Origin of the sequence: Streptomyces sp. B93, from assembly GCF_018070565.1 — a bacterium.
GTDB lineage: Bacteria > Actinomycetota > Actinomycetes > Streptomycetales > Streptomycetaceae > Streptomyces.
Map to the genome: position 1 here is coordinate 15493 of NZ_JAGPXL010000057.1, position 23787 is coordinate 39279.

Annotated in this window: 20 protein-coding genes; 7 read left to right on the top strand and 13 right to left on the bottom strand. The window is 73.8% G+C overall.

The window, feature by feature from the left end; genetic code table 11:
• Positions 1 to 22 precede the first annotated feature (22 nt).
• Positions 23 to 1333 carry a serine-threonine protein kinase gene (locus KBY47_RS32345; protein ID WP_210927518.1) on the top strand — a complete coding sequence of 437 codons (1311 nt, stop codon included), beginning with the start codon at positions 23 to 25 and terminating at the stop codon, positions 1331 to 1333.
• A gap of 21 nt (positions 1334 to 1354) precedes the next feature.
• Here KBY47_RS32345 and KBY47_RS32350 read toward each other — a convergent pair whose 3' ends face one another.
• Positions 1355 to 4150, bottom strand: a complete 2796-nt coding sequence (locus KBY47_RS32350; protein ID WP_210927520.1) for a penicillin acylase family protein — start codon at positions 4148 to 4150, stop codon at positions 1355 to 1357.
• Positions 4151 to 4385: 235 nt separating this feature from the next.
• On the opposite strand from KBY47_RS32350, the gene KBY47_RS32355 reads away from it, so the two are divergent.
• Both KBY47_RS32355 and KBY47_RS32360 read left to right on the top strand, forming a co-directional pair.
• Positions 4386 to 4988 (top strand): hypothetical protein, encoded by a 603-nt coding sequence (locus KBY47_RS32355; protein WP_210927522.1) that lies wholly within the window; start codon positions 4386 to 4388, stop codon positions 4986 to 4988.
• 766 nt (positions 4989 to 5754) lie between these two features.
• Positions 5755 to 6351 carry a response regulator transcription factor gene (locus KBY47_RS32360; RefSeq protein ID WP_247695580.1) on the top strand — a complete coding sequence of 199 codons (597 nt, stop codon included), beginning with the start codon at positions 5755 to 5757 and terminating at the stop codon, positions 6349 to 6351.
• Between the two features lie 34 nt (positions 6352 to 6385).
• On the opposite strand, the gene KBY47_RS32365 is transcribed toward KBY47_RS32360, so the two are convergent.
• The 5 genes from KBY47_RS32365 to soxR form a co-directional block, all read right to left on the bottom strand.
• Positions 6386 to 8266 (bottom strand): ABC transporter ATP-binding protein, encoded by a 1881-nt coding sequence (locus KBY47_RS32365; RefSeq protein ID WP_210927526.1) that lies wholly within the window; start codon positions 8264 to 8266, stop codon positions 6386 to 6388.
• Complete coding sequence (locus tag KBY47_RS32370) at positions 8263 to 10020, bottom strand: ABC transporter ATP-binding protein (RefSeq protein WP_210927557.1); 1758 nt, start codon at positions 10018 to 10020, stop codon at positions 8263 to 8265. The genes KBY47_RS32365 and KBY47_RS32370 overlap by 4 nt, the downstream gene beginning before the upstream one ends.
• A 121-nt stretch (positions 10021 to 10141) precedes the next feature.
• A complete protein-coding gene (locus KBY47_RS32375; protein WP_210927528.1) occupies positions 10142 to 10270 on the bottom strand; it encodes a SapB/AmfS family lanthipeptide in 129 nt (42 codons plus the stop codon).
• Positions 10267 to 12927: a class III lanthionine synthetase LanKC gene (gene lanKC, locus KBY47_RS32380; RefSeq protein ID WP_210927530.1), complete on the bottom strand. Its 2661-nt coding sequence runs from the start codon at positions 12925 to 12927 to the stop codon at positions 10267 to 10269. The genes KBY47_RS32375 and lanKC overlap by 4 nt, the downstream gene beginning before the upstream one ends.
• Positions 12928 to 13073: 146 nt before the next feature.
• Complete coding sequence (gene soxR / locus KBY47_RS32385; RefSeq protein WP_210927532.1) at positions 13074 to 13562, bottom strand: redox-sensitive transcriptional activator SoxR; 489 nt, start codon at positions 13560 to 13562, stop codon at positions 13074 to 13076.
• Between the two features lie 89 nt (positions 13563 to 13651).
• Here soxR and KBY47_RS32390 point away from each other — a divergent pair, with 89 nt between their 5' ends.
• Positions 13652 to 14113, top strand: coding sequence for a MaoC family dehydratase (locus KBY47_RS32390; protein ID WP_210927534.1), 462 nt, complete (start codon positions 13652 to 13654; stop codon positions 14111 to 14113).
• Positions 14114 to 14171: 58 nt separating this feature from the next.
• Here the strand turns inward: KBY47_RS32390 and KBY47_RS32395 are convergent, their stop codons facing one another.
• From KBY47_RS32395 to KBY47_RS32405, 3 genes are all read right to left on the bottom strand, one after another.
• Positions 14172 to 14807, bottom strand: a complete 636-nt coding sequence (locus tag KBY47_RS32395; protein ID WP_210927536.1) for a TetR/AcrR family transcriptional regulator — start codon at positions 14805 to 14807, stop codon at positions 14172 to 14174.
• A gap of 92 nt (positions 14808 to 14899) precedes the next feature.
• Positions 14900 to 15187, bottom strand: coding sequence for a YiaA/YiaB family inner membrane protein (locus KBY47_RS32400; protein WP_210927538.1), 288 nt, complete (start codon positions 15185 to 15187; stop codon positions 14900 to 14902).
• A gap of 60 nt (positions 15188 to 15247) precedes the next feature.
• Positions 15248 to 16399, bottom strand: coding sequence for an acyl-CoA dehydrogenase family protein (locus KBY47_RS32405; protein WP_210927542.1), 1152 nt, complete (start codon positions 16397 to 16399; stop codon positions 15248 to 15250).
• Positions 16400 to 16519: 120 nt separating this feature from the next.
• Between KBY47_RS32405 and KBY47_RS32410 the strand changes: the two genes are divergently transcribed.
• From KBY47_RS32410 to KBY47_RS32420, 3 genes are all read left to right on the top strand, one after another.
• On the top strand, positions 16520 to 17182 hold the full coding sequence (locus KBY47_RS32410) for a TetR/AcrR family transcriptional regulator (protein WP_210927544.1): 663 nt from the start codon (positions 16520 to 16522) through the stop codon (positions 17180 to 17182).
• A 60-nt stretch (positions 17183 to 17242) separates the two neighbouring features.
• Positions 17243 to 17953 (top strand): helix-turn-helix transcriptional regulator, encoded by a 711-nt coding sequence (locus KBY47_RS32415; protein WP_210927547.1) that lies wholly within the window; start codon positions 17243 to 17245, stop codon positions 17951 to 17953.
• Between the two features lie 64 nt (positions 17954 to 18017).
• On the top strand, positions 18018 to 19022 hold the full coding sequence (locus tag KBY47_RS32420) for a DMT family transporter (RefSeq protein WP_374103143.1): 1005 nt from the start codon (positions 18018 to 18020) through the stop codon (positions 19020 to 19022).
• 4 nt (positions 19023 to 19026) lie between these two features.
• Here KBY47_RS32420 and KBY47_RS32425 read toward each other — a convergent pair whose 3' ends face one another.
• The 4 genes from KBY47_RS32425 to KBY47_RS32440 form a co-directional block, all read right to left on the bottom strand.
• Positions 19027 to 20112 carry a zinc-binding dehydrogenase gene (locus KBY47_RS32425; RefSeq protein WP_210927549.1) on the bottom strand — a complete coding sequence of 362 codons (1086 nt, stop codon included), beginning with the start codon at positions 20110 to 20112 and terminating at the stop codon, positions 19027 to 19029.
• A 156-nt stretch (positions 20113 to 20268) separates the two neighbouring features.
• Positions 20269 to 21657, bottom strand: a complete 1389-nt coding sequence (locus tag KBY47_RS32430) for an aldehyde dehydrogenase family protein (RefSeq protein WP_210927551.1) — start codon at positions 21655 to 21657, stop codon at positions 20269 to 20271.
• Between the two features lie 114 nt (positions 21658 to 21771).
• Positions 21772 to 23133, bottom strand: coding sequence for an ABC transporter ATP-binding protein (locus tag KBY47_RS32435; protein WP_210927553.1), 1362 nt, complete (start codon positions 23131 to 23133; stop codon positions 21772 to 21774).
• Positions 23134 to 23291: 158 nt separating this feature from the next.
• A partial coding sequence (locus KBY47_RS32440) for a class F sortase (protein WP_210927555.1) occupies positions 23292 to 23787 on the bottom strand: 496 nt, incomplete at its 5' end.

Genomic DNA, 23787 nt, shown 5'->3' on the forward strand with positions numbered 1-23787 from the left:
CCGGGGACGAGGAGGTGCCGTCATGGCGGATCCGGCGATGAGTGTGACGCCTTACTGGGAGCTGACCTTCGACGCCGACGGGGACCCGGACGGCCGGCGCCGGGACCGGCTGTTCGCCGGGGTGGCGGCGTCGAAGGTGCGGGACCTGGTGGTCTTCGCGCACGGCTGGAACAACGACCGTTCGACGGCGACACGGCTCTACAGCGGCTTCTTCGCGCCGATGCCGTCGCTCGCGCGGGAGGCCCCGGTCGGGTACGTGGGTGTGGTGTGGCCGTCGATGCGGTTCTCGGACGAGCCGATCCCCGACTTCCCGCGGCCGGCCGCCGCCGGGGAGCCGGGGCGCCCGGCGCTCGACAAGGCCACCCGCCGGGCCTTGTCGGAGACGTTCCCGGAGCGGGCGACGGTGGTGGACCGGCTGGCGGAGCTGCTGGAGGGGCAGTCCCGCGACGAGGACGCGCTGGAGGAGTTCGGACGGCTGGCCCGGCTGCTGGTGATGGCGGACCCGCCGACGGCGTCCGTGGCGGACGTCGAGACGGACGCCCCGGCCTCCTCCGGGCCCGGCATGCTCACCGCCCCCGCCGCCGAGGTGTGCGAGGAGTTCGCGGCGACGCTCGCCCGGCTGGAGGCGCCGCGGGGGCAGGGGCCCTCCCTGTCCCTGCCGAACCCGTGGGACGGCGCCCACGAGTTGCTGCGGCAGGCGACGTACCACGCGATGAAACGGCGGGCCGGGACCGTCGGTGAGCGGGGCCTCGGACGGCTGCTCGGGCAGCTCGCCGAGGCGGCGCCCGGGGTGCGGGTGCACCTGGTGGGGCACAGCTTCGGGGCGCGGCTGGTGTCGTTCGCGCTGCGCGGGCTGCCCGCCGGGGTGGACACGGTGAAGTCGGTGACGCTGCTCCAGGGGGCGTTCTCGCACTACGCGTTCGCGGCCCGGCTGCCGCACGACACGCGCGCGAGGGGCGCGCTGGCGGGCGTGCAGGACCGGGTCGACGGGCCGGTGGTGTGCTGTCACTCCCGGCACGACTCGGCGCTCGGCACCTTCTATCCGATGGCCTCCCGCACGGCGGGCGACGACCGGGGCCTCACCGGCTTCGACGTCGGCCGGGTGCTGGGGGCCAGGTGGGGCGCCCTGGGCTACGGCGGGATCAAGGCGGTGCCGGGCACGCGCGCGTGGTCGCTCGCGCGGGCGCTGGAGCGGCGGCTGCCCACGTCGGGCTGTGTGAACGTGGACGCGGCGGCCGTGGTCCGGCGCGGCGGCCCGCCGTCCGGGGCGCACAGCGACATCGTGCACCGGGAGCTGGCCCGGCTGGTGCTGGCGGCGGGCCGCGTCGGATGACGGCCCGCCGCCGCACTCACCTCACCGGTGCGAGGTGAACTCCACGACCTGCTGGTACGTGGGCCTGTTCTGCCAGCTGATCTTCGCCTGGGTGATGCCGCCGAGCGCCTGGTGGACGATCGCGTCGGCACACCACTGGTCACCGGCCGAGCAGTGCTCGTCGCCGGGGTAGACCTGGGCGGCGGTCCGGCCCGCCGCCTGCTTCAGGGTGCTGATCAGGGTGTCCCGGCAGGCGCCGAGGCTGCCGTCGCCGCAGTAGGTGCGGGCCAGCGGGCCGCGTACCTGGTCTCCGAGGACGGCCCGGATGTCCTTGTCGACATAGCTCCACCAGCCGTACTGGAAGGAGCTTCCGGCGTGGGCGCCGGTCGGGCCGTGCGCGGCCGACGGGGACTCGTCGACGGGCAGGTTGGCGGTCAGGGCGCCGAACAGCTCGCTGCCGAGGCCGGGTTCGAACTCGGCCTTCACCAGCAGCGGCCACCAGGCGTCCAGGATGCGGATGGCGTCCGCGTGGGCGTACCGCTTGGACCCGGCGGAGGTCTCCGTGCGCTTGGACCCGGAGGTCACCCACGCGGAGAGCTTCTGCACGGCGTCCGCGGCGGCCGGGTCCGTCACCGGCGCGCTGTTGATCACCCGTAGCAGCTTCGGTACGACGTCCTCCGCCCGCAGGTCGGCGAGTCCGGCCTCCGCCATCGCCTTCACCAGCGCGGCCCGGGTCACTCCGCCCTGGGCGACGAGCCGTTTCACGCGGTCGTCCAGCAGGTTGCCGCGGTGCACCGAGCCGTTGCCCCAGGGGGCGACCGTGTACTCCTTGGCCTGCGCGTTGTTCCAGGAGATGTAGTAGTCCTGGTCCATGGAGCTGGGGTGCGCGGACGGCGGGGTGTAGGAGGCGGTGTTGGTCTCCGGCGTCCAGTTGCGCCACTCGTACGCGGGCCGCGCCCACGCCGGGAACTCGGCGTCGACGCCGGTCGCGCGGTCCGGGTTGTCGCCGCTGTTGTAGTACGCGGTGTGCTCGGAGTCGGCGTAGAACCAGTTGAAGGTGAAGTTGATGTGCTGGGTGGCCCGTTGGAAGTCGGCGGGGCCCTTGACGTAGTCCGGGTCGTTCAGCATCTGGAAGCCGATGATCGAGTCGGCCTCGTGCAGGAACGAGGAGCGCAGGGAGGTGTAGGCGACCTTCTTGCCGCCGACGGTGGCGCGGTACTCGACGGGGCCGTACTTGGTGCGCCAGACCCGCATCGTGTAGGAACCGGCGGCGGTGCCGTCGGCGACGGTCGGCTTCCAGGCGTTCTTCTGCTCGACCTTCTCCATCGGGGTGCAGGTGCCGCGGTACAGGTAGTGGTAGTCGTCCTGGCAGAGTTCGACGGCGTAGGTGTCGATGATGTCCTGGCCGGAGGTGGTGGCGCTCCAGGCGTAGTCCTGGCCTCGGCCGAGTTCGACGTAGAAGCTCAGGCCCGCGAAGGAGGCGCCGCGGGCGCTGATGCCGGGGCCCTGGATCTCCTGGAGCATCAGCAGCTGTGGCGCGAAGTAGCCGGTCTGCGGGCCGAACACGGCGATGGGGTGGCCGCCGGCGGTGTGCTCTCCGCTGACGACGAGGGCGTTGGACATGCCGCGCTTGGCCGAGGTGACCGCCCGTGCGGCGGCGTCGTTCGAGGCACCGGCGGCGGAACTGCCGGCGGCGGCGCCCGTACGGTCGTACACGAGCGGTTCGCGGGTCACCGAGCCGGGGTCGGGCAGTGCCCTGCCCTGGGGGTCGGCGGGCCGGGTGGCGTACGGGAAGCTGCCGTCCTGGACGGTGAGGACCGCCTCGGGGTCGTTGCGCATCCGGAAGGACTCCCAGACCCGGGTGCCCTCCTCGACGCCGTACTTGGACTGGGCGGCCAGCAGGGAGAGCGCGTTGTTGACCTCGCCGCCGCCCCCGGAGCCGAAGAGGGCGCCGATGACGGAGGCCAGCGCGACCAGGTCGGTGGGCTTGAAGTGCTCGATGGTCCCGGCGTTGGTGATGGAGTCCTTGTGGCCGGTGAGGACGTACTCGCCGGGGAAGTAGCGGCCGGAGTCGGAGGCGTCTATGTAGGCGTTGATGCCGTCGACATAGGCCTTCACATCGGCCAGGGCCTGCTGTCCGCGCTCGCCGTTCTTGGCGGCGGCGCTGTCGATCTGCGCCTGGAGTTCGGCCTCGGTGTAGGGGGCGTGCCGCCAGAACTCCTGTTCAAGGCCCTGGTTGGAGGGCGCACCGCCGGCGAAGGAGGTCAGCCGGCCGCGGCCGACGTGGCGGAAGACGTCCATCAGCCAGAGCCGGTCCTGCGCGGCGGCGTATCCGGCGCCGAACTCGGTGCCGTAGCGGGTGGTGCCCGTGATATGCGGTATGCCGGTCTTCTTGTCGCGGACGATCGTCACGTCGGAGCGGCCCGCCGGGCGCAGGGTGGACTCGACCTGGTCGGCGGGGACGCCGAACGAGGCGTCGTTGAAGAAGGAGCTGAGCGTGGCGTCGGTGAGCCCGGGATAGCCGGTGGCCAGGTTGGCGTAGGGGCCGAGCTGGTCCGCGGCGTGCGCGGGACGGCTGCCGAAGACCTGGTGGAGCAGGATCTGGGCAAGCGTGGCGTTGCCGTTCTGGCCGGGCGGCAGGATGTCGGAACACTGCTTGCCGCAGTGGTCGACGGCGGCCGTGACCTGCGCGGGGGCGGGTTCGGCCGCCGTCGCCCGGGAGAGCGGGGACAGCAGACCGGTCATGAGGACGCATACGAACGCGGTCTTCAGGAACCCGTGGAAGCCGCGGGGAGTTCTCAGTCTGTCGAGCGCGTTGCGTGGGGTGCGCCGAGGCATGGCACCTCCTGACGGACGTGGGGTGGGGCCGGACGTTACCGCCGGTTATCCCCGCGATTGAAGATGAACATGCGTCACTTTTCGCGGTGACGGCAGCCGTGTCGCGGCGGTCACCGGGAATCGGATGGACCGGAAGGGAGCCGAATCGGTTGTCGATACGTCTACTCGACGACGTCCGTACGACGACGCCGAAGTGACCGAAGTACAGGTGCAGGTGCGACGGAGGTGCAAGGCGATGGCCGGTTTCCGGAGTCTGGCGAGACAGGTACGCGACCCACGGTGCGATCTGGCGCTGCGCCGCTACTCACTGCGCAAGTGCCTTGAGCGTTTCGCCCCTTACGGCCACAGGGCGACCTGGGACCATCTCTGCTCCCGGGCCGGGTTCGGCCCCGAGGACCGTTCTCCCGACCCGGCGCGGCTCGTGGCCGCACTGGAGGAACTGGAGGAGGCGCGCGCGGTGTGGCTGGCCTACGAGGTCGAGTTCGCCGAGCGCCGCAGGAAGGAGAAGCACGACGGACTGCGCAGCCCCGGCAGCGTGGACGACTGGCACCGCATGACCTGGGGCGGCTTCGGGGTCGCCTGGTGCGACGACCCGCGGCGGCACCCCCGGGAGCCGCTGGCGGAGGTGCTGCGTCGTCTGATCGCCGCCCTGGAGCGTGAGCCCGGCTCGGCCTGCCCCGTGTGCGGCGGAGTCCGGCTGGTGTGGAAGTACGACCTGGACCACGAACCGTCCTCGGGCCCCGTCTGCACGGACTGCGGAATCCTGGTCCCGCGCCCCGTGCTCACCGGCGAGGCGTTGACGAACGCCAGGCGCGGGCGCCTGCTGGTGTCGGCTTGACGGGGGTCGTAGGTACGGCCTGACGGGGGCGACCGGCGGACCCACGGGGGACGGACGCGCCCCGCTGACCGAGCGGGGCGGCTGGGGACCCACGGGGGACGCGCCCCGCGGACCGAGCGGGGCGGCTGGGGAGCCACGGGGGACGCCGCACCCCTCAGGGTGCGGAACGTGGTGGGGTTCGCAGGGGGGATGCCGCGCCCCCACCGCGGGGCGTGCGGCCCGCCGCGGTCGGCGGACGGGCCCTGACGGGTACCCGGCACACCGCCCGAAGTCCGTCCTTCCCGTCATGTGAGCGCGCACCGCAGGCCCGGACCACTTGGGCACGGCCCATACGCCCCGGACACGGGCCAGCACGAGCGGGCACGCTGAATTCACGTCAGATTGCCGGACGCCGATTTCCGGCCAGCACCGCGCGCGGCGTGTGATGCACCCGCCCATCCCGCCCCGGGGGGCGACCGCCGCCCCCACGAGCCCACCGGGCGCCATGGCCTGGGACCCCCCGGGGCGGCCGGGCCGCACGCTGTCCGGCCGGTCGACGGACGCCTGTCGCCGGCGGTCGCCGCGGAGAGGAGTCCTCGCCCTTTTCGTGCGGCCGGAGGGCCGGATCGCCACCGGGCCGGGGCTGTGAGAACGGCGGGAATGGTAGCGGTGGGCGCCGCTTGACCCGCGTCCGGCGTTCCGGAGGAGTGGATGAGGGCACCTGGCCGGGGGCGCGGGGAGCGTTCCGGCTGTCGCGTCGGCAGCCGCGAAGACGGTGGGGGTGACCATGGTTCGGGTTCTCGTGGTGCACGACGAGGGGTTACTGCGGTCCGCTCTCGTCCAGTTGCTGGGGACCGGGGACGGCCTGGAGGTCTCGTCGCTCTCCCCCCGGGCCGACGTACCGGATCACGACGCGTGGCAGACGGACGTCTGCGTGGTCGACGAGCGCTGTCTGAAGGGTCCCGAGGCGGAGCCCGGGGCTCCGTTGCGCGCCCGTTGGGGCGACCGCCTCGTCGTCCTCACCACGCCGGAACGGCCAGGCGTGCTGCGCAGGGCGTTCGAAGGCGGCGCGCTCGGCCTCGTCGACAAGGACGCCTCGGCCGAGCGTCTGATCAACGCGGTCCACACGGTCGCCAAGGGGGAACGTTTCCTCGACGAGCCGCTCACGCTGGCCCTGCTCGAAGGGGCGGAGATGCCGCTGACCAGCCGTGAGCTGAGTGTGCTGTCCCTGGCCGCCCGCGGGGCCTCCGTCGCCGAGATCGCGGGCCGTCTGCACCTGTCCCGGGGGACCGTCCGCAACTACATGGCCACCGCGATCCGGAAGGTGGGGGCACGCAACCGGGTCCACGCGATCCGCATCGTGCAGGACGCCGGATGGACCTGACCGTGGTCGGCGACGGCCGCGTCGCGCCGCGGGTTCAACGGGCGGCGGGGCCGCGCGGCCGGTCGTTCCAGTAGCCCATCAGATCACGGTAGAGGCGGGAACGAGCCAGCATCTCCGCGTGCGTGCCGCACATGGCACGCGCTCCGTCCAGCACCAGGACCCGGTCCGCCCGAACCGCGGACGACAGCCGGTGGGCCACCACGAGCAGGGTGCCCGGCCGCCGTCCGAGGGCTTCCTCCGCCCGTGCCTCCGACGCCGGGTCCAGATGACAGGTGGCCTCGTCCAGCAGCAGCAGCGGCGCGGAGGACAGACAGGCCCGCGCCAGCGCGATGAGCTGCCGCTCGCCCGGGGAGAGGACGTCCGGGCGCACCGGAGCGTCCAGTCCGCCCAGCCGGTCGAGGAGCGGGCGCAGGCCGAAGGCCCGGACGGCGGCCTCGACGTCGGGCCGGGCGGCGTCCGGGCGCAGATAGGTGAGGTTCTCGCCCATGGTGCCGGTGAAGACGTACGCCTCCTGCGGGACCAGTACCCGTACGCCGGCCAGTTCGGCCGCGGAGAGGCCGGTGACCGGCCGGCCCGCGACCCGCACCTCGCCGCCGCTCGGCGGCAGTGTCCCGGCGACGAGCCGGGTGAGCGTCGACTTGCCGATGCCGCTCGGTCCGACGACGGCGAGCCGCTCCCCCGGCTCGACGCGCAGGTCGAGCGAGTCGAGAACGGGCTCCGCGCGCCCGCCGTAGGACAGCGTCACGCCCCGCAGCTCCACCGCCGCGGGACCCGTCGCCCCTCCGGCCGCCGAAGACGAACCGGCCGTGGAGCGGCCCGGTACCGGCGCCGCCCCGCACCGCTCCGCCGCGGCGGCGGTACCGGCCGGGCGGCCGGACGTCCGCCCCGCGCCGCCCTGGGCGGGTGGGGTGGCGATGCGGTCCAGGACGACGAGGAGGCGGGCGCCCGCCGTGGCCAGTGCCGTCATCAGGGTGTGCAGGGCGGGGAGCAGCGACTGGACGAGATAGGTGAAGGCCCCCAGCAGCGCTCCCGCCGTCACGCCCCGGTCGCGCAGCCAGGGCACGGCCAGCAGGAGGGCGAGCACGGGCAGTTGGCCGGAGACGCCGAGAGCGGCGGTGCGTACGGCGGCCCAGCGGGCCAGCGCGCGGGAGGTGCGGGCGGCGGCGTCCACGAGTTCCGTGGCCTGCCGCGCGGCCTCGGGTCCGGTCCCGCAGGCGGTGAGGTCACGCAGTGCCGCGCGGGTCCGTACGGCGTGGTCACCGAGTTCCTCGGCGGCGGCGAGGGCGCGCCGCTGGGCCGCGGCCATGGGCCGCAGCGTCACCAGGAACAGCGCCAGGCCCGCCGTGAGCGGCGGCAGCACCACGACGAGCAGCGCCGGGTGCAGGGACAGCAGCCCCACGAGGGCCCCGACGGCGGTGAAGGCGAAGGAGCGCAGGGTGAGCACGAGCCCGGCGAAGCTGTCCCGGGCGATCTCCACCTGGTTGGTCAGCCGGGAGACCGCCGCGCGGTCCGCCTCTCCGGGGCGGGCCAGGGCCTGGGCCAGGGACCGGCCGACCGCGCGCCGTACGAGTCCGTCGCGCAGCGGCTCCGTCAGATCCGCCAGCCCGGTGAACACGCCTCGGATCATGGGGGCGCCGAGCAGTACGCCGACGGCGGCGACGCCGAGCCAGAGCAGCCCCCGGCGGCTGTCCCCGGCCAGGAACCCCTGGTCGACGGCGTGGGCGACGCCGTAGCCGACCAGGAAGGCCTGGCCGGACTCCGCCAGCGACCAGAGCGCGAGCCGTGCCAGGGTCCCTTTCCGGCGGGCGAGGAAGCGGCGGGCGGGGGGTGCGACCCGGCGCAGCGCTCCGGACCCGGTGTCCGGGAGCCGCGCGGGGCCGGTGCCGTCGGCGCGGGAGGTCGCGCTCGGCGTCATGTCCGGGTCCCGGTGGGCAGCGGGCCGTGTTCCCCGCCCGGCGCCGGCTCCGTTCCGGCGGCGCCGAACACGGCGCGGTAGGGCGCCCGTCGCCACAGTTCGTGGTGCGGCGCGACCGCCCGCACCCGGCCGTCCTCCAGCCAGATCACCAGGTCCGCGCGGGCCGCGGCGGAGGGGCGGTGGGCGACGACCAGGCGGGTGCCGGGCCGCACCGAGCGGCGCAGCGCGCTGTCCACGGCGTGTTCGGTGGCGGTGTCCAGACTGGAGGTCGCGTCGTCCATCACCAGGAGACGTCCGGCGTGCGCGAAGGCCCGGGCCAGGCCGAGGCGCTGGTACTCGCCCCCGGAGAGCGGGGCCGAGGTCAGCGGGGTGTCGTAGCCGCGGGGCAGCCGTCGTACGAAGGAGTCGGCGCCCGCGGCGCGCACGGCCCGCCGTATCTGCTCCGGGGTCGGCGACCGGGGCCCGGCGGCGACGGCCTCGGCGACGGTGCCCTCGCCGAGCACGGGGCGTTCGAAGGCGAAGGCGACCTCGGTGCGCAACGCCTCGTGGGTCAGCCGGTCGAGGGGGACGCCGTCGAGCAGCACCTGCCCCTCGTCGGGGTCGGTCAGCCGCCCCGCGACGGCCGCCAGCACGGACTTGCCCGCGCCGCTGCGGCCGACGACCGCGGCGGTACTGCCGCCGGGCACCCGCACCCCGTCGGCGCGCAGCACCGTGCGCCCGTCGCGGCGCACCCGTACGCCGCGCAGTTCGAGGTCCCCGGGTCCGTTCGGGGGCAGGCTCAGCGTGCCGTGGGCCAGGGCGGGCAGTCGCTCCAGCGCACGGGTGCGTTCCCGTGCCCGGCGCCCGCGCACGACCGCGGCCAGGGACGTCGCGGCGCCGCCGATCCCGGCGGTGAGCTGTGCGTAGCGGCACGCGGCGAGCAGGCCCCCCACGCTCAGGGCGCCCGCCGCGAGGCGCAGTCCGCCCACGGCCGTCGCGGCCAGGGTCAACAGCGGCATGAGTACTCCACCCCTGGCCAGCGCCCGTCCGTGCAGCAGCCACATCCGCCTGCCCAGGGCGGCGAGGTGCGGCAGTGGTGCGAGCACCCGGGCCCGTTCCCGCGGCCCCGTCCCGGCCGCGGCGATCGTCGCGGCGCCGCCCAGGGCCTCCAGCAGCCGGGTGGCGATCTGCGCCTGCGCCCGCTGGTAGGCGGCCACCGACGCGCCGGTGTCCCGGGCGAACGCGCGCAGGAGCAGGGCCAGGGCGGGCAGTCCGGCCAGGACGCACGCGGCCACCCAGAGGTCGACCAGCGCGAGGGCGGCGAGCGCGCCGACGGGTGTGACGAACGAGGCCGCCAGCGCGGCGCGGGCCGCTGGGGTCCCGCCCGCGTCGGTGGCGTTCAGGGTGATCCGGGTTCCCACGTCACCGGGCGGGTAGGGCAGGGCGCGCTCGGGGACGCCGCGCAGCAGTCCGGCGTAGGCGCCGGTGCGGATGGCGGCGGTCCAGGCGGCGGTGCAGTGGCCGGTGAGCAGGGCGGTGAGGCTGTCGAGCAGCAGTTCCCCGAGGAGGAGGACGGCGCTCAGGAGGAGCCAGGGTCCCGCGTGGCCGTCGCGCAGCAGCAGGTCAAGGGTGTGGCCGAGGACCAGCGGCTGGGCCACGGTGGCCGCGGACGCGGCCGTCGAGCACAGCAGGACCAGCAGTTCGGGGATGCGTCCGGGCCCCGCCGGGTCCGTCCACCCCGTTTCCACGGGTGTCTGCCGCGGCCCGGTCCCCACCGTCGTCACCAGCCGTGTCCTTCCGTGCGTGTCTGCCGCGCCGGAGAACCGGCGCGGCGCCCCGGGCGTGGCCCGGGGCGCCGGGGGCCGAGGGTACGACCCGGTGCGGGGCCGCTCGGCGTCAGTTGCAGGTGGTGACGCTGAGGCTGCTGTCGCCGCACAGGAGCAGGCTGGCGCGGCTGCCGGACTCGACGTCGCCCATCGCCTCTTCCTTCGGGGTCTCCATCGACTGCAGGTCGAGCAGGTTCATGACACTTTCCCTTCGTTCGGCAACGGTTTCTTTCTCAACGGCCCCGGTTGGGACCGGCTCTTGGGCCGCTGCCCGGCGGGCAGCGGCGGGAGGAACGGCAGCCCGGCGGGCGGGTCGCCGTACAGGGAGGCCACGGCCAGCAGACAGCCCGCGGTACCGGTGGACAGGTCCATCGACAGCCGCATCATCTGCTCACCGGGGTAGGCGAGGTGGCCCTGGTAGGACAGGGCGTGCCAGGACAGCGCGTCGAGCTGCCGCCGGACGTTGTCCGGACCGGTGCCGGGGCCGGTGGCCGCGGTACGGCCGAGGAAGAGCAGCATCCCGGACACCCCGCGGAAGAGGCCGGGCTGCGCGTAGAACATCGCCTGCGCCGCCGCCACGATCTCCTCCCGCGCCCGCGCGAACTCCTCGTCGTCGCGGTGCGCGAGATAGTCGTCCAGCACCATGCCGATGCCCACGCTGCCCGCTCCCAGGTAGGGCATGGTGCGCCAGCCCTCGTCGACCTGCAGCGCGCCGCCCGCGCCCCGCACACAGCGGGCCAGGTCCTGGCGCAGCGCGTCGCCGGCGAGATCCAGCAAGCCGGTGTCGCCGGTGCGTTCGTACAGCCGCAGGAAGAGCAACGCGTGCCCCGCGGCGCCGTGCAGCAGCCCGGCGCGAGGCGGCCGCGTCGGCCGTCCGCTGCCGGCCGCCGGACCACGGGCGGTCAGTTCGGCGCAGCGCAGGGCCGCCGAGCCGAGCGCGTCGTCACCGGTCGCGGCGGCCAGCGAGTCCAGCGCCAGGCCGAGGCCCGCGGTGCCGCTGTGCAGGTCCGTGGAGAGACGGTCGAAGGGCTGGTCGAGCAGGAGCCCGACGAGGTCGAGCGCGCGGTCGCGGTGGCCGAGGTACTCCAGCGTCCAGGCGATCCCCGCGACTCCGTCGTGGAAACCGGGCGGCATGCCGGACGGCGGCTCCCGCGTCCGGTCCAGCAGCCACGCCACCTCGTCCTCGGCGCAGCCCGCCCCGCTCGCGGCCAGTGCGTACAGCACGCCGGCCGCACCGTGGCCGAACGCCAGTCCCGCCCCGGCCGTGGCGAACTGCGCGATGTCGCCGGGGAAGAGCCGGTCGGCCCGCGCCGGGGTCGCCGACGCGTGCAGGGCGGCGGCCATGGACTCCCGGCTGCGCGGCCAGTCCCCCGGCCCCACCGGAACCACCGGAGCCGCGCTCCCGGCCGCCGGCCGCCCCGCCGGGACGTCCGTCAGGCCGTCGGTGATCTCCTTGACCGCCGCGTCGAGCAGGGCCCGGTCCACCGGGAACTGCTCCACCACCACATCGGCGAGATGCGCCGCCTTGCGCCTGTCCAGGGCGAACAGGCTGGTCAGCGGGAGGAACAGGGCGAGCCGCAGACAGGCCAGCGCATAGCGGTCCACCGCGGTTCCCCGGCGGCCGGGCGGAGCGACGAACGCCGGGTTGGCGACGGTCTGCCGACCGGGTTCGCCGACCGGGTGGGCCGCCTCGAAGTCGAGCAGGACGACGCTGCCGTCGTCGCGGACCATGATGTTGAACAGGTGCAGGTCGTTGAAGACGATCCCGCGGGCGTGGACGTCCATGACGGCGCGTTCCACCCGCGCGTGGATGTCGAGCGCCCAGTCGGTGTACTCGGCGAGCCGCCGCTCGCCCGGGTCGGCCTCGATGAGCGGATGGCGGCGGGCGAAGAACGTGTTGAGCGGTTTGCCGTCGATGTGTTCGAGGACGAGGAAGTGGTGGTCGCCGACGACGAAGTGACCGAGCACCTCGGGCGTGCAGTCGAGCCCCGACAACCGCTCCAGCGCCCGGCGTTCGCGCTCCAGCCGGGTCACCGCGTCGGCACCGTCGGCGGCGAGCCCCGCGTACGGCCGGGCCTCCTTCAGCACCACCCGCGCCCCGCTGCTGGTGTCACGGCCGAGGTAGACACCTCCGCCGTTGGAGAAGTGCAGCGCGGACTCGACGGTGTACGGCAGGCCCTCCAGGGTCACCGCGGCGCGGGCCCGGAGGTGCGGGCGCAGGAACGCGGGCAAGGTCACCCAGGACGGCGGTTGGAAGACCGGGCCGCGCCGGTCGGGCACGAGCGTGCCGTCCGGGCCGGTCACGGCGGGCCGCAGCTCACCGTCGTCGTCGAAGCACTCACGGCGGGTGAAACCGCCGTAGCGGACGTGCACGGGGCCGTCGGCGATCCGCAGGTCACTCAGGATGAGCGGTCCCGGTTCCCCGTCGAGCAGTTCGGCCAGCTCGCCGGTGAGACGTTCGAAGTCCGCCTCGTCGGCGGGGTACACGGTGATGAACTTGCCGCTGCCCGCGCGGTCGGCGTACTTGGCGTTGCGCTGGTGCAGCAGGTAGCGGCTGGGCACGAACTTGAACGCCGTGCCGTGGTCGAGGCAGTGCCGCCGCACACGCTCCAGCACCGACTCGGCGTTGTCGAGACAGGCGGAGACGTGGATCTTCCAGCCCTGGTCGGGCAGGTGAGCGTCGACGGGGCGCAGCGCCAGCCAGTCGCCGCTCTCGTGCCGCTGCCAGCCCTCCGGTACCGGGAGCGAGGCGGCGGCGTACCGGGACCGCCCGGCGGCGGCACCTGGTGCGACGTGGTGCGGAGCCTCGTAGAAGTGCGGGTCCGCGTCGCAGTACACGGCGTAGCCCTTGTTCACGTGTGCTCCCTTGGGCCGGTGGGGTGACGACACAGACGCTGTCACGGGGCACGGCCCCGGGGACAGTCACCGCTGTCACGACTCCGGTGTGCGGAACTCACGCGTAACTTGTGCCCTCCGCCCGGCGGGCGGGAGCGGAGGGCCGCCTACTTCCCGGTCCGGTGACGCGGCCGGTCGCCGTGCTCGACGAGGAGGCGGGAACCGGTGCCCCGGCGTTCGCCGTAGACGTCGTCCGGGTTGGACAGGACGCAGGTGTCCAACGAAAGACACCCGCACCCGATGCAGTCGGTGAGATGGTCGCGCAGCCGGTTGAGCTGCTGGATACGCTCGTCGAGTTCGGACCGCCACGCCTCCGACAGCCGCGCCCAGTCCTCCCGCGTAGGCGTGCGCCCCTCGGGCAGCTCCGCGAGCGCCTCACGGATCGTGGCCAGCGGGATGCCGACCCGCTGCGCGGCCCTCACGAACGCGACCCGGCGCAGGGCGTCACGCGAGTAGCGCCGTTGGTTGCCCGCCGTCCGGCGGCTGCTGATCAGGCCCTTGGACTCGTAGAAGTGCAGGGCGGAGACGGCCGCGCCGCTGCGGGCGGCGAGTTGGCCGACGGTCAGCTCATGGATCTTCTCTGGAATCTGCGGCACTCCTCCGACCCTACCCGTCCGTTGACAGGTGCCCGGATCCCGACCATGCTAAGCAGTCGCTTAGATGAGAGTTCTCTGGAGGCCGGGACATGGCACAGCCGAAGATCTTCGCTTCGACCGACGAGCTGAAGGCCGCGGTGGGCGAGCAGCTGGGGTACACCGACTGGCTGGAGGTCGACCAGAAGCGGATCGACCTGTTCGCGGAGGCGACCGGCGACCACCAGTGGATCCACGTGGACCCGGAGAAGGCCGCGGGAGGCCCCTTCGGGACGACGATCGCGCACGGCTATCTGACGCTCTCCCTGCTGCCCCTGTTCGGCCCGCAGCTGATCCAGGTCGAGGGCGTGAGGATGGGCGTCAACTACGGCACCAACAAGGTCCGTTTCCCCGCCCCCGTCCCGGTCGGCTCCCGGCTGCGCGCCACCGCGACGATCAGCGGCGTCGACGACGTGGCGGGCGGCGTGCAGGTCACCGTCGCCTTCACCGTGGAGCGCGAGGGCGGCGACAAGCCGGTGTGCGTCGCGGAGTCGGTGTCCCGCTACTACCTGTGAGCCGGTACGACGGGTGACCCGGGCCCACCCGTCACCCGGGTCCAGCCGCCACCCGGGCCTAGCCCCGGTCCTGCTTGGCCCCCACCATCCGCAGCACGAGGTCGGCGTAGAGCGCGCCGACCTCCTCGGGTGTCCGGGGGCCGTCCAGGCTGAACCAGCGGGCGACGTCGATGCACAGGGAGAGCACGGCCAGCGTGGTGCCCTTGACGTCGAGCACGTCGAACTCGCCCGAGCGCACGCCCTCCTCGATAATCCCGCGCACCTCCGCGTCGACCCGGCGGCGCAGCGCGAGGATCTCGGCGCGGGCGTCGGGGCCGAGGGAGTCGAGTTCGTACTGCACCACCCGGGCGGTGGTGCGTCCCCCGGCGTGCCAGCGGACGAAGGAGCTGACGGCGTCGGCGAGCCGTTCGGTGGGGCCGCCCTCGCCGCGCGCCGCGGTCCGCAGGATGTCCAGGGCCTTCTCGTGGCCGATCCTGCTGATGCGGTGCAGCAGCTCTTCCTTGGTCTTGTAGTGGATGTAGAGCGCCGCCGGGCTCATCCCCGCCCGGCCCGCGATGTCCCGGGTGGTCGTGGCGTGGTACCCGCGCTCGGCGAAGGCCTCCACGGCGGCGATCAGCAGCCGCCGGGCCGCGTCCGGGGTGACCTCGCCCCACGGCTGTGCCTCGCCGCCGGCCGTCTCCTCCGCCGTAGTCATCGCTCACTCGCCCCTCTCGTTCCGGGCCCCCACCATACCGCCGCTGGTGAGCGGTCGCTTAGTGGGGCGGCCGGGCAGGGTGCGGCCACGGCTCAGAGCTTCTCGAAGGGGTCGTGCTCGGCGAGCAGCTTCTCCAGGCGGGCCTGGTCGACCCGGCTGACGATCTGCCCGGCCTCCTGGCGGTCCCGGACCACCTTGGCGAGGGTGAAGGCGGAGGTGACGAGGTACAGGACGGCGATCCCGAGGAAGCCGCGCACCCAGGCGTCGGCCTTCAGGTTGTAGATGCCGATGGCGGTGGCCAGGAGGGCGAGGCCGAAGGACGCGACGGCCTGGCCGTAGAAGGCGGCCGTGCTCTGCTGCTTGACGGGTGTCTCACTCATGCGCACCAGGATCGGCGGACGTGGCGGGCGCCACATCCGCGCGGATACTCAGCCCGGTACTCAGAACGCCGACACCCCGGTCAACGCCCGCCCGATCACCAGCTTCTGGATCTGGCTGGTGCCCTCGTAGAGGGTCATCACACGGGCGTCACGCAGCAGCTTGCCCGCCGGGTACTCGTCGATGTAGCCGTAGCCGCCGAAGACCTGGAGGGCGTTGTTGGCGGCGCGCACGGCGGCCTCGGAGGCGAACAGCTTGGCCTTGGACGCCTCGGTGGTGAAGGGCAGCCCCCGGTCGATCAGGTCGGCGACCCGCCAGGTGAGCAGCCGCGCGGCGTCCACGTCCACGGCGATGTCGCTGATCAGCTCCTGGACCAGCTGGTGGTGGGCGATGGTCTTCCCGAACTGCTCGCGCTCCCCCGCGTACTTGACGGCCGCGTCCAGCGCGGCCTGCGCTATGCCGACACAGCCCGCCGCGACCGACATCCGGCCCTTGGCGAGCGCCGACATGGCGACCGAGAAGCCCTTGCCCTCGGGCGCGAGCATGGCGGAGGCGGGCACCCGGACGTCCTCGAGGACGAGTTCGGCGGTGGCCTGGCCGCGCAGGCCGAGCTTGCCGTGGATGGTGCGGCGGGTCAGGCCGGGGGTGTCGGTGGGGACCAGGAAGGCGGAGACGCCCTTGTGGCCGGGGGCGTCGGTGGAGCGGGCGAAGAGCAGGACGACATCGGCCCAGGTGCCGTTGGTGATGAACATCTTGGTGCCGTTGATGACGTAGTCGTCGCCGTCGCGGACCGCGCGGGTGGCCAGGTTCCCGGCGTCGGAGCCGGTGCCGGGCTCGGTGAGGCCGAAGCAGCCGACGTACTCACCGGAGGTGAGGCCGGGCAGCCAGCGGCGCTTGTGCTCCTCGCTCCCCCAGGCGGCGACGGTCTTGGCGACCAGGCCGAGGGAGACGGAGACGATGCCGCGCACGGAGGAGTCGCCCCGCCCCAGCTCCTCGGTGACCAGGCAGTACGCGAGGTGGTCGCCGCCCGAACCGCCGTACTCCTCGTCGATGGTCAGCCCCAGGAAGCCGACCTCGCCGAGCTTCTTGACCACGGAGCGGTCGACCTCCTCGGCGCGGTCCCAGGCGACGACATGGGGGGCGATCTCGCGCTCCACGAAGTCCCGGGCCAGTCGCCGGACGGCGGTCTGCTCCTCGCTCAGCTCCAGGTCCATGCCGAGTCACCTCACACGAGAAATCACACGAGAAATAAGACGAGAAATAAGACGCGAACAGCACACGAGAACAGAAAATTAGCACTGCTAGTTAACTTGCGCAGCCCTACTATGTGCGCCATGGCCCGACCGCGCAAGCCCCTGCTCAGCACCGACCGGATCGTCGACACGGCCCGGGAACTCGTGGACGCCGAGGGTCTGGCGGCCGTCTCCACCCGCCGTCTCGCCGCCGAACTGGGGGTGAGCGGGCCGTCCCTCTACAACCACTTCCGCACCAAGGACGAGATCCTGGAGGCGGTCGCCGACTCGGTGAGCGCCCAGGTCGACCTGTCGATGTTCGAGGACGGCCGGGACTGGCGGACCGCGCTGCACGACTGGGCGCTGTCCTACCGGGCCGCCCTGCGCGACCACCCGAACATCGTCCCCGTGCTCGCCCGCGGCCCCGGCCGCCGCCCCGCCGCGCTGCGCCTGGCCGACGCCGTCTACGGCGCGATGGTCGAGGCGGGCTGGCCGCCGGCACAGGCCACCTCCATCGGGGCGCTGATGCGGTACTTCATCATGGGCTCGGCGCTCGGCTCCTTCGCCGGGGGCTTCGTGGACGACGCCAGCGCCTACGACCCGGCCGACTACCCGCACCTCGGCCAGGCCCACCGGCTCGCCGAGCGGCAGGAGAAGGTCGACGAGCGGGCCTTCGAGACCGGCCTCACGGCGCTGCTGGACGGGCTGGCACAGCACTACGCGCGGCTCGCGCAGGCCGCCTCGGGCTGTGAACGCTCGGGCTGAACGCTTCGGGCAGGCACGCTTCGGCGGCTGCCGAAACGTGCCTGCCGCATGCTGGGAGCCATGACCACCAGGGACGTACGCGCACCGGGCCTCGCCGCGCTCGCCGGGCTGCTCGCCGACGAGACCCGGGCCGCCTGTCTGCTGGCGCTGCTCGACGGGCGGGCCTGGACCGCCGGGGAACTGGCCCGGCACGCGCGCGTGGCCCCGTCCACGCTGAGCGAGCACCTCGGCAAGCTGATCGCGGGCGGACTGCTCACCGAGGAACGCCAGGGGCGGCACCGGTACGTACGGCTGGCCGGCGCGCGCGTGGCGCAACTCGTCGAGGAACTCGCCGCCCAGGTCGCGCCGGAGTCCGTGGCGCCGCCGCGCACCCTGCGGGAGTCCAGCGCCGGGTCGGCGATGGCCCGGGGCCGCACCTGCTACGACCATCTCGCCGGGCGGCTCGGCATCGTGGTCACCGACGCGCTCACCACGCGCGGGCTGCTCGTCCAGGACACCGGGTTCGCGCTCACGGAGGCGGGCCTCGGGTGGTTCGACGCCACCGGCATCGCCCTCGACCGCCGCGGCCGCCGCCCACTGGCCCGCGCCTGCCTCGACTGGACCGAGCGCCGCCCCCACCTCGCGGGCGCCGCGGGCGCGGCCCTGTGCGGGCACGCGCTCGACGCCGGGTGGTGCGTACGGGTCGGCTCCGAGCGCGCGGTGAAGGTGACGGCGGCCGGTGAGCGGGCCCTCGGCGAGCTGCTGGGCCTGGAGCCGTCCGCGCTGCGCTGAGCCGTCGTCGTACCCGTCCGAAAACCGCGAGCCCTCCGCCGCCCTCCTCCCTAACCTCTGGAGCATGATGCACACCGCCCCGTCCCGGCCCTCCCGCGCCCGGCTCCTCGCCACCGGCGCCGCCGTGGTCACCGTCGTCCTGTGGGCCTCCGCCTTCGTCTCCATCCGCAGCGCGGGCGAGATGTACTCGCCGGGCGCGCTGGCACTGGGGCGGCTGCTGGCCGGGGCGCTGGTGCTCGGGGCGATCTGTCTGGTCCGGCGGGAGGGGCTGCCGCCGCGGACCGCCTGGCGTGGGATCGCGATATCCGGCGTGCTGTGGTTCGGCTTCTACAGCGTGGCCCTGAACTGGGGCGAACAGCAGGTGGACGCGGGCACCGCCGCCCTGGTGGTGAACATTGGCCCCCTGCTGATCGCGCTGCTCGGCACCCGGCTGCTCGGCGACCCGATGCCGCCGCGGCTGCTGGCAGGCATGGCGGTGTCGTTCGCGGGCGCGGTGACGGTGGGGCTGTCGATGTCGGGCGAGGGCGGCGCCTCAGTGCTCGGCGTGGTGCTGTGCCTGCTCGCCGCGATCGCCTACGCGGGCGGTGTGGTCGCCCAGAAGCCCACGCTGGGGCGGGCCAGCGCGCTCCAGGTGACGACGTACGGCTGTCTGGTCGGCGCCGTGTGCTGTCTGCCGTTCGCCGGGCAACTGGTCCGGGAGACGGCCGACGCCCCGGTCACGGCCACGCTGAACATGGTCTACCTGGGCGTCTTCCCGCTCGCGCTCGCCTTCACGACCTGGGCGTACGCCCTCGCCCGCACGACGGCCAGCCGCATGGGCGCGACGACATACGCGGTGCCCGCACTGGTCGTCCTGATGTCGTGGCTGGCGCTGGGCGAGGTGCCGGGGGCACTGACGCTGGTGGGCGGCGCGCTGTGCCTGGCGGGAGTGGCGGTCTCACGATCCCGACAGCGGATCAGCACCCCCAGGGGCGCGGGGCCGCAGACACATGCGGCTCCGCCGCGGGGCGCGCCCGGCCACGACGAACCCGCAGCCGAACAACGACGCACCACCCCCACACACTCCTGACCGGTCAGAACAGCACCAACGCCCGCCCGCCCTTCCCCGCGACCATGTTCTCGAACGCCGCCGGAATCCCGTCCAACGCGATCCGCTCGGTGACCAGCGCGCTGAGATCGAACCGCCCCCCACGGATGTGCTCCCCGATGACCGGCAGGTCCCGGGCCGGGTCGGAGTCCCCGTAGACGCACCCCGTCAGGGTGCGCCCCCAGTGGAAGATCTCCAGCGCGTTGAAGGTGACCTGCTGGTCCTTGCCGCCGATGCCCACGACCGTGGTGCGGCCACCGCGCCGGGTGGACTCCCAGGCCGCGCGGATGGTGACCGCACGCCCCACGCACTCCACGGCGACGTCGACGCCCTGCTTGCCGGTGAGCGCGCGGATCTGACGGGGCGTGGTGTCGGAGGCGACGACGTAGTCGGTCGCGCCCGCGGCGCGGGCCAGTTCCTCCTTCTCCGGGGAGACGTCGACCGCGACGATCTTCGACGCCCCCGCGATCCGCGCGGCCTGGAGCGCGGCGAGCCCGACCCCGCCGACCCCGAACACGGCGACCGTCTCGCCGGGCCGCACCCGCGCCGAGTTGTGGACGGCCCCGTACCCGGTGAGCACCGCGCAGCCCAGCAGCGCCGCGTCGGTCAGCTCAACCCCGGCCGGGGCGGGCAGCGCACAGCTGACGGGGATCACCGTCTCCTCGGCGAACGCGGCGACGTTCAGCCCGGGATGCAGTGCGGCGCCGTCGGAGGCACGGCGGGCGTGCACGTTGGCCGCACCGCTGAGGGCGTGGGCGCACAGCCACACCTCGCCGCGCGCGCAGGCCGGGCAGCCGCCGCAGGACGGCGCCCAGTTGAGGACGACGGTGTCGCCGGGGGCGTACTCGGTGACGCCCTCCCCCACGGCGGTCACCGTGCCCGCGCCCTCATGGCCGAGGACGGCCGGGAGCGGCACGCTCAGGGTGCCGTTGGACAGGGACAGGTCGGAGTGGCAGACCCCGGCGGCGGCGAGCCGGACCCGGAGCTGCCCGGGGCCAGGGTCGGGCAGCTCGATCCCGGTGATCTCCAGTGGGGCTCCGACGGCGGGCACGACGGCGGCGCGGACAACCATGGTTTACGCAACTCTCCTGTGGACGGCGTACGGCAACGGGGCTGGGGCGGGTCGCGAAAGTCCCCTCGTCCGCCCGGAGGGCGGGCCGAGCGGCGTCCGGTGCGTGCTCTCGGCGTGCCGGGCGTCGGGCGGCAGGCGGGACTTTCGCAACACGCCCTAGAACTGGAGGGACTTGGTCTGGAGGTACTCGGTGAGGCCGTGCACGCCGAGTTCGCGGCCGACGCCGGACTGCTTGTAGCCGCCGAACGGCGCGAGCGGGTTGAACCGGCCGCCGTTGATGTCGACCTGCCCGGTGTCCATCCGCAGCGCGAAGGCCACCGCCTCCGCCTCGTCGCCCGCCCAGACGGCGCCCGCGAGGCCGTACACCGTGCCGTTGGCGATGCGCAGGGCGTCCTCCTCGTCCTCGTAGCGCAGGATCGACAAGACGGGGCCGAAGATCTCCTCCTGGGCGATGGTCATGTCCTCGGTGACGTCGGCGAAGACGGTCGGGCTGACGTAGTAGCCCTGCTCGCGCGGTGCCTCCGGGCCGCCCGCGACCAGCCGGGCTCCCTCGGCGACGCCCTTCTCGATGTAGCCGCGCACCCGTTCCTGCTGCTTGGCGTTGACGACGGGGCCGATCCGGTCGCCGTACTTGGCGGCGGCCTGCGCGGCCAGCTCCACGGCCTCGTCGTACTGGTCGCGGTGGACCAGCATCCGGGTCCAGGCGCTGCACGTCTGGCCGGAGTTGGACATGACGTTGGCGACGCCGACGTTGACGGCCTTGGCCAGGTCGGCGCTGGGCAGGATGACGTTGGCGGACTTGCCGCCCAGTTCGAGGGCGACCCGCTTGACGGCCGCCGCGGCGACGGCGCCGATGCGGCGGCCGACGGCGGTGGAGCCGGTGAAGGAGACCAGGTCGACGTCCGGGTGCTCGGCGAGGGCCTGGCCCGCGACTGGGCCGAGGCCGGTGACGAGGTTGAAGACCCCGGCCGGGACGCCCGCCTCGTGCACGGCCTCCGCGAAGAGCTGGGCGACCAGCGGGGTGTCCTCGGCGGGCTTGAGGACGACCGTGCAGCCCGCGGCGAGCGCCGGGGCGACCTTGGCGACGATCTGGTGCAGGGGGTAGTTCCAGGGGGTGATCGCCGCGACCACGCCGACCGGTTCCTGGCGGACGGTGGAGTTGCCGACCTTCTCCTCGTAGGAGTACGTCGCCGCCAGCTCGGCGTAGGAGCCCGCGACGGCGATGGGGGCGCCCGCGTGGACGCTCTGCGCGAACTTCAGCGGCGCGCCGAGTTCGGCGCTCACCGTCTCGGCGATCTCCTCCTTGCGGGCGACCAGGACGTCCCGCAGGGCGGTCAGTCGGGCGGCGCGCTCGGCGGGCGGGGTGGCGGCCCAGCCGGGGAAGGCGGCGCGGGCGGCGCGTACGGCGGTGTCGACGTCCAGGGCGGTGCCCGCGGGGACCTGGCCGATCACCTGCTCGTCGGCCGGGTTCACGACGTCGATGGTGTCGCGCCCCTCGGCGGGGCGCCAGGCGCCGTCGATGTACATGCCGTCATGTGCCTTCATCGTGTTCCCCTCCGGGCGGGCCTCGTCGTCCGGACCCCAAACTAGCGCCGTTAGTTTTCCGGCACCAGGGGCATCCGCCATGGCACGGCTCACCCTGCCCGAGCGGCCCGGGTCTCACTCCTCCAGGTCGGGCAGCCGGGCCGGGGCGGGGCAGATGCGTTCACCGTGCTGGTCGAAGACGAACAGGTGGGCGAGGTCGACGAGGAGGGGGACCTGCATCCCGTGCCGCAGGCCGATGTCGGGCGTGGTGCGGACGATGAGGTCACCGGGCAGCCGGGGCTCGGCGGCGGCCGGGGCCTCCCCCTGACCCGGGCGGTCCAGGACGCCCACGGGCCCGCCGCGCGCGGCGCCCGCCGGTCCGCCCCGCAGGGCGCCCGCCCGCTCCCGCAGCCGGTCCAGCACCGTCCCGGCCTCCCGGCGGCGGCGCCGCGCGGGCCGGGCGGCCGGGCGCGGGGCCTCCAGGTCGGGTACGACGGCGGACTGCGAGCCGGTGTTGAAGTGCACGAGCACCTCGTGGCCCTGGAACTCGACGTGCTCCACGAGCCCGTGCAACGGCACCTCACCCGGCCGGGCGGATGAGGGCTTGCCGATGCGTACGGCCTCCGAGCGCAGGCCGACGATGACCTCACGGCCCTGCTGGACCCGGAGCAGCTGGTGGTCGAGGGAGAGCGGTTCGGGAAGGCGCAGGTACTGCCTGCCGAGGCTGATGGTCATCGCCCCGCCCATCGGCGCCCGGACCAGCCCGCGCAGCAGATTGATCCGCGGGGTGCCGATGAAGGCCGCGACGAAGACGTTGACGGGCAGCGCGTAGACCTCGCGCGGGGTGCCCACCTGCTGGAGGACGCCGCCGCGCAGCACGGCGACGCGGTCGCCGAGGGACATCGCCTCGGACTGGTCGTGGGTGACGTAGACCGTGGTGACGCCCAGGTCCCGGGTGAGCCGGAAGATCTCGGCGCGCAGGTGGTTGCGGAGCTTGGCGTCGAGGTTGGACAGCGGTTCGTCCATCAGGAAGGCGGAGGGGTGGCGGGCGATGGCCCGACCCATCGCGACCCGCTGGCGTTCGCCACCGGAGAGCTGGGCGGGGAGGCGGTCGAGCAGGTCCTGGATGCCCAGCATCCGGGCGGTGGCGTCGACCTGCGGACGGGGGTCGGCGCCCGGGGACTCGATGCGCAGCGGGAAGCCGATGTTGTCGCGGCTGGTCATGTTCGGGTAGAGGGCGAAGTTCTGGAACACCATCGCCATGTCCCGCCCGGACGGCGGCAGTTCGTTGGCGTACGCGCCGTCGAGCAGCAGCTCGCCCTCGTCGATCTCCTCCAGCCCGGCGATCATGCGCAGGACGGTGGACTTGCCGCAGCCCGAGGGGCCGAGCAGGACGAGGAACTCGCCGGGCGGGATGTCCAGCGACAGCCGGTCCACCACGCGGACGCCTCGCGTGTAGGACTTGCTCACATCGTGCAGGGAGATGGCGCGTGTCATGAGGGTGCCCCCGGGGGCTCACTGGTGCGCTGGTGCGGGTGAGTCACGGAAGTTAACGGAATGTGTGCGGCCGAGGGAAGACACCGGTCGGTATCGGTGCCCGTGGTCCGAGTGCTGAGCGGGCCCCGTCCATTTGGCGAGAAACCGGATGGCCAGATTCAGCGCGTCCGGGCGCCGCGTCCGGGCTCGCGGACCTCCGTGAGATGGGCGAAGACGACCACGTTGCCGCTGTAGCCGGTCCGCGGCCGGTAGGTGCCCCCGCAGGTGATCAGCCGCAACTCGGGGCGGCCCCGGAAGCCGTACACCTCGTCGTTGGGGAAGTCGTCCTTCTCGTACGACTTCACCGCGTCGACGCCGTATACGGCCGTCCGCCCGTCCGCGCGCCGGAACTCGACGCGGCTGCCCCGCTTCAGTTCGCCGAGCCCGGCGAAGACGGCCGGTCCCGACATGGTGTCCAGGTGGCCCACCACGACCGCCGTGCCCTGCTCACCGGGTGACGGCCCGCCCTCGTACCAGCCCGCCAGGTCCGCCTTCTCCTCCGGCGGCGCGGTGAGCCGGCCCTCCTGGTCGAGGCGGAGGTTCATGACGGGGGCGTCGACGCCGATGTAGGGGACCAGGAGCCGGGTGGCGCGGGAGCGGGGCAGGGGGCGCAGG

Excerpts from the sequence above, each read along its gene's own strand:
- KBY47_RS32390 (WP_210927534.1), top strand. The coding sequence starts at position 13,652 with ATGGCACAGCCGAAGATCTTCGCTTCGACCGACGAGCTGAAGGCCGCG.
- KBY47_RS32350 (WP_210927520.1), bottom strand. The coding sequence starts at position 4,150 with ATGCCTCGGCGCACCCCACGCAACGCGCTCGACAGACTGAGAACTCCC.
- KBY47_RS32400 (WP_210927538.1), bottom strand. The coding sequence starts at position 15,187 with ATGAGTGAGACACCCGTCAAGCAGCAGAGCACGGCCGCCTTCTACGGC.
- KBY47_RS32345 (WP_210927518.1), top strand. The coding sequence starts at position 23 with ATGGCGGATCCGGCGATGAGTGTGACGCCTTACTGGGAGCTGACCTTC.
- KBY47_RS32415 (WP_210927547.1), top strand. The coding sequence starts at position 17,243 with ATGACCACCAGGGACGTACGCGCACCGGGCCTCGCCGCGCTCGCCGGG.
- KBY47_RS32435 (WP_210927553.1), bottom strand. The coding sequence starts at position 23,133 with ATGACACGCGCCATCTCCCTGCACGATGTGAGCAAGTCCTACACGCGA.
- KBY47_RS32420 (WP_374103143.1), top strand. The coding sequence starts at position 18,018 with ATGATGCACACCGCCCCGTCCCGGCCCTCCCGCGCCCGGCTCCTCGCC.
- KBY47_RS32375 (WP_210927528.1), bottom strand. The coding sequence starts at position 10,270 with ATGAACCTGCTCGACCTGCAGTCGATGGAGACCCCGAAGGAAGAGGCG.
- KBY47_RS32405 (WP_210927542.1), bottom strand. The coding sequence starts at position 16,399 with ATGGACCTGGAGCTGAGCGAGGAGCAGACCGCCGTCCGGCGACTGGCC.
- KBY47_RS32355 (WP_210927522.1), top strand. The coding sequence starts at position 4,386 with ATGGCCGGTTTCCGGAGTCTGGCGAGACAGGTACGCGACCCACGGTGC.
- KBY47_RS32430 (WP_210927551.1), bottom strand. The coding sequence starts at position 21,657 with ATGAAGGCACATGACGGCATGTACATCGACGGCGCCTGGCGCCCCGCC.
- KBY47_RS32365 (WP_210927526.1), bottom strand. The coding sequence starts at position 8,266 with ATGACGCCGAGCGCGACCTCCCGCGCCGACGGCACCGGCCCCGCGCGG.
- KBY47_RS32425 (WP_210927549.1), bottom strand. The coding sequence starts at position 20,112 with ATGGTTGTCCGCGCCGCCGTCGTGCCCGCCGTCGGAGCCCCACTGGAG.
- KBY47_RS32395 (WP_210927536.1), bottom strand. The coding sequence starts at position 14,807 with ATGACTACGGCGGAGGAGACGGCCGGCGGCGAGGCACAGCCGTGGGGC.
- KBY47_RS32410 (WP_210927544.1), top strand. The coding sequence starts at position 16,520 with ATGGCCCGACCGCGCAAGCCCCTGCTCAGCACCGACCGGATCGTCGAC.
- KBY47_RS32360 (WP_247695580.1), top strand. The coding sequence starts at position 5,755 with ATGGTTCGGGTTCTCGTGGTGCACGACGAGGGGTTACTGCGGTCCGCT.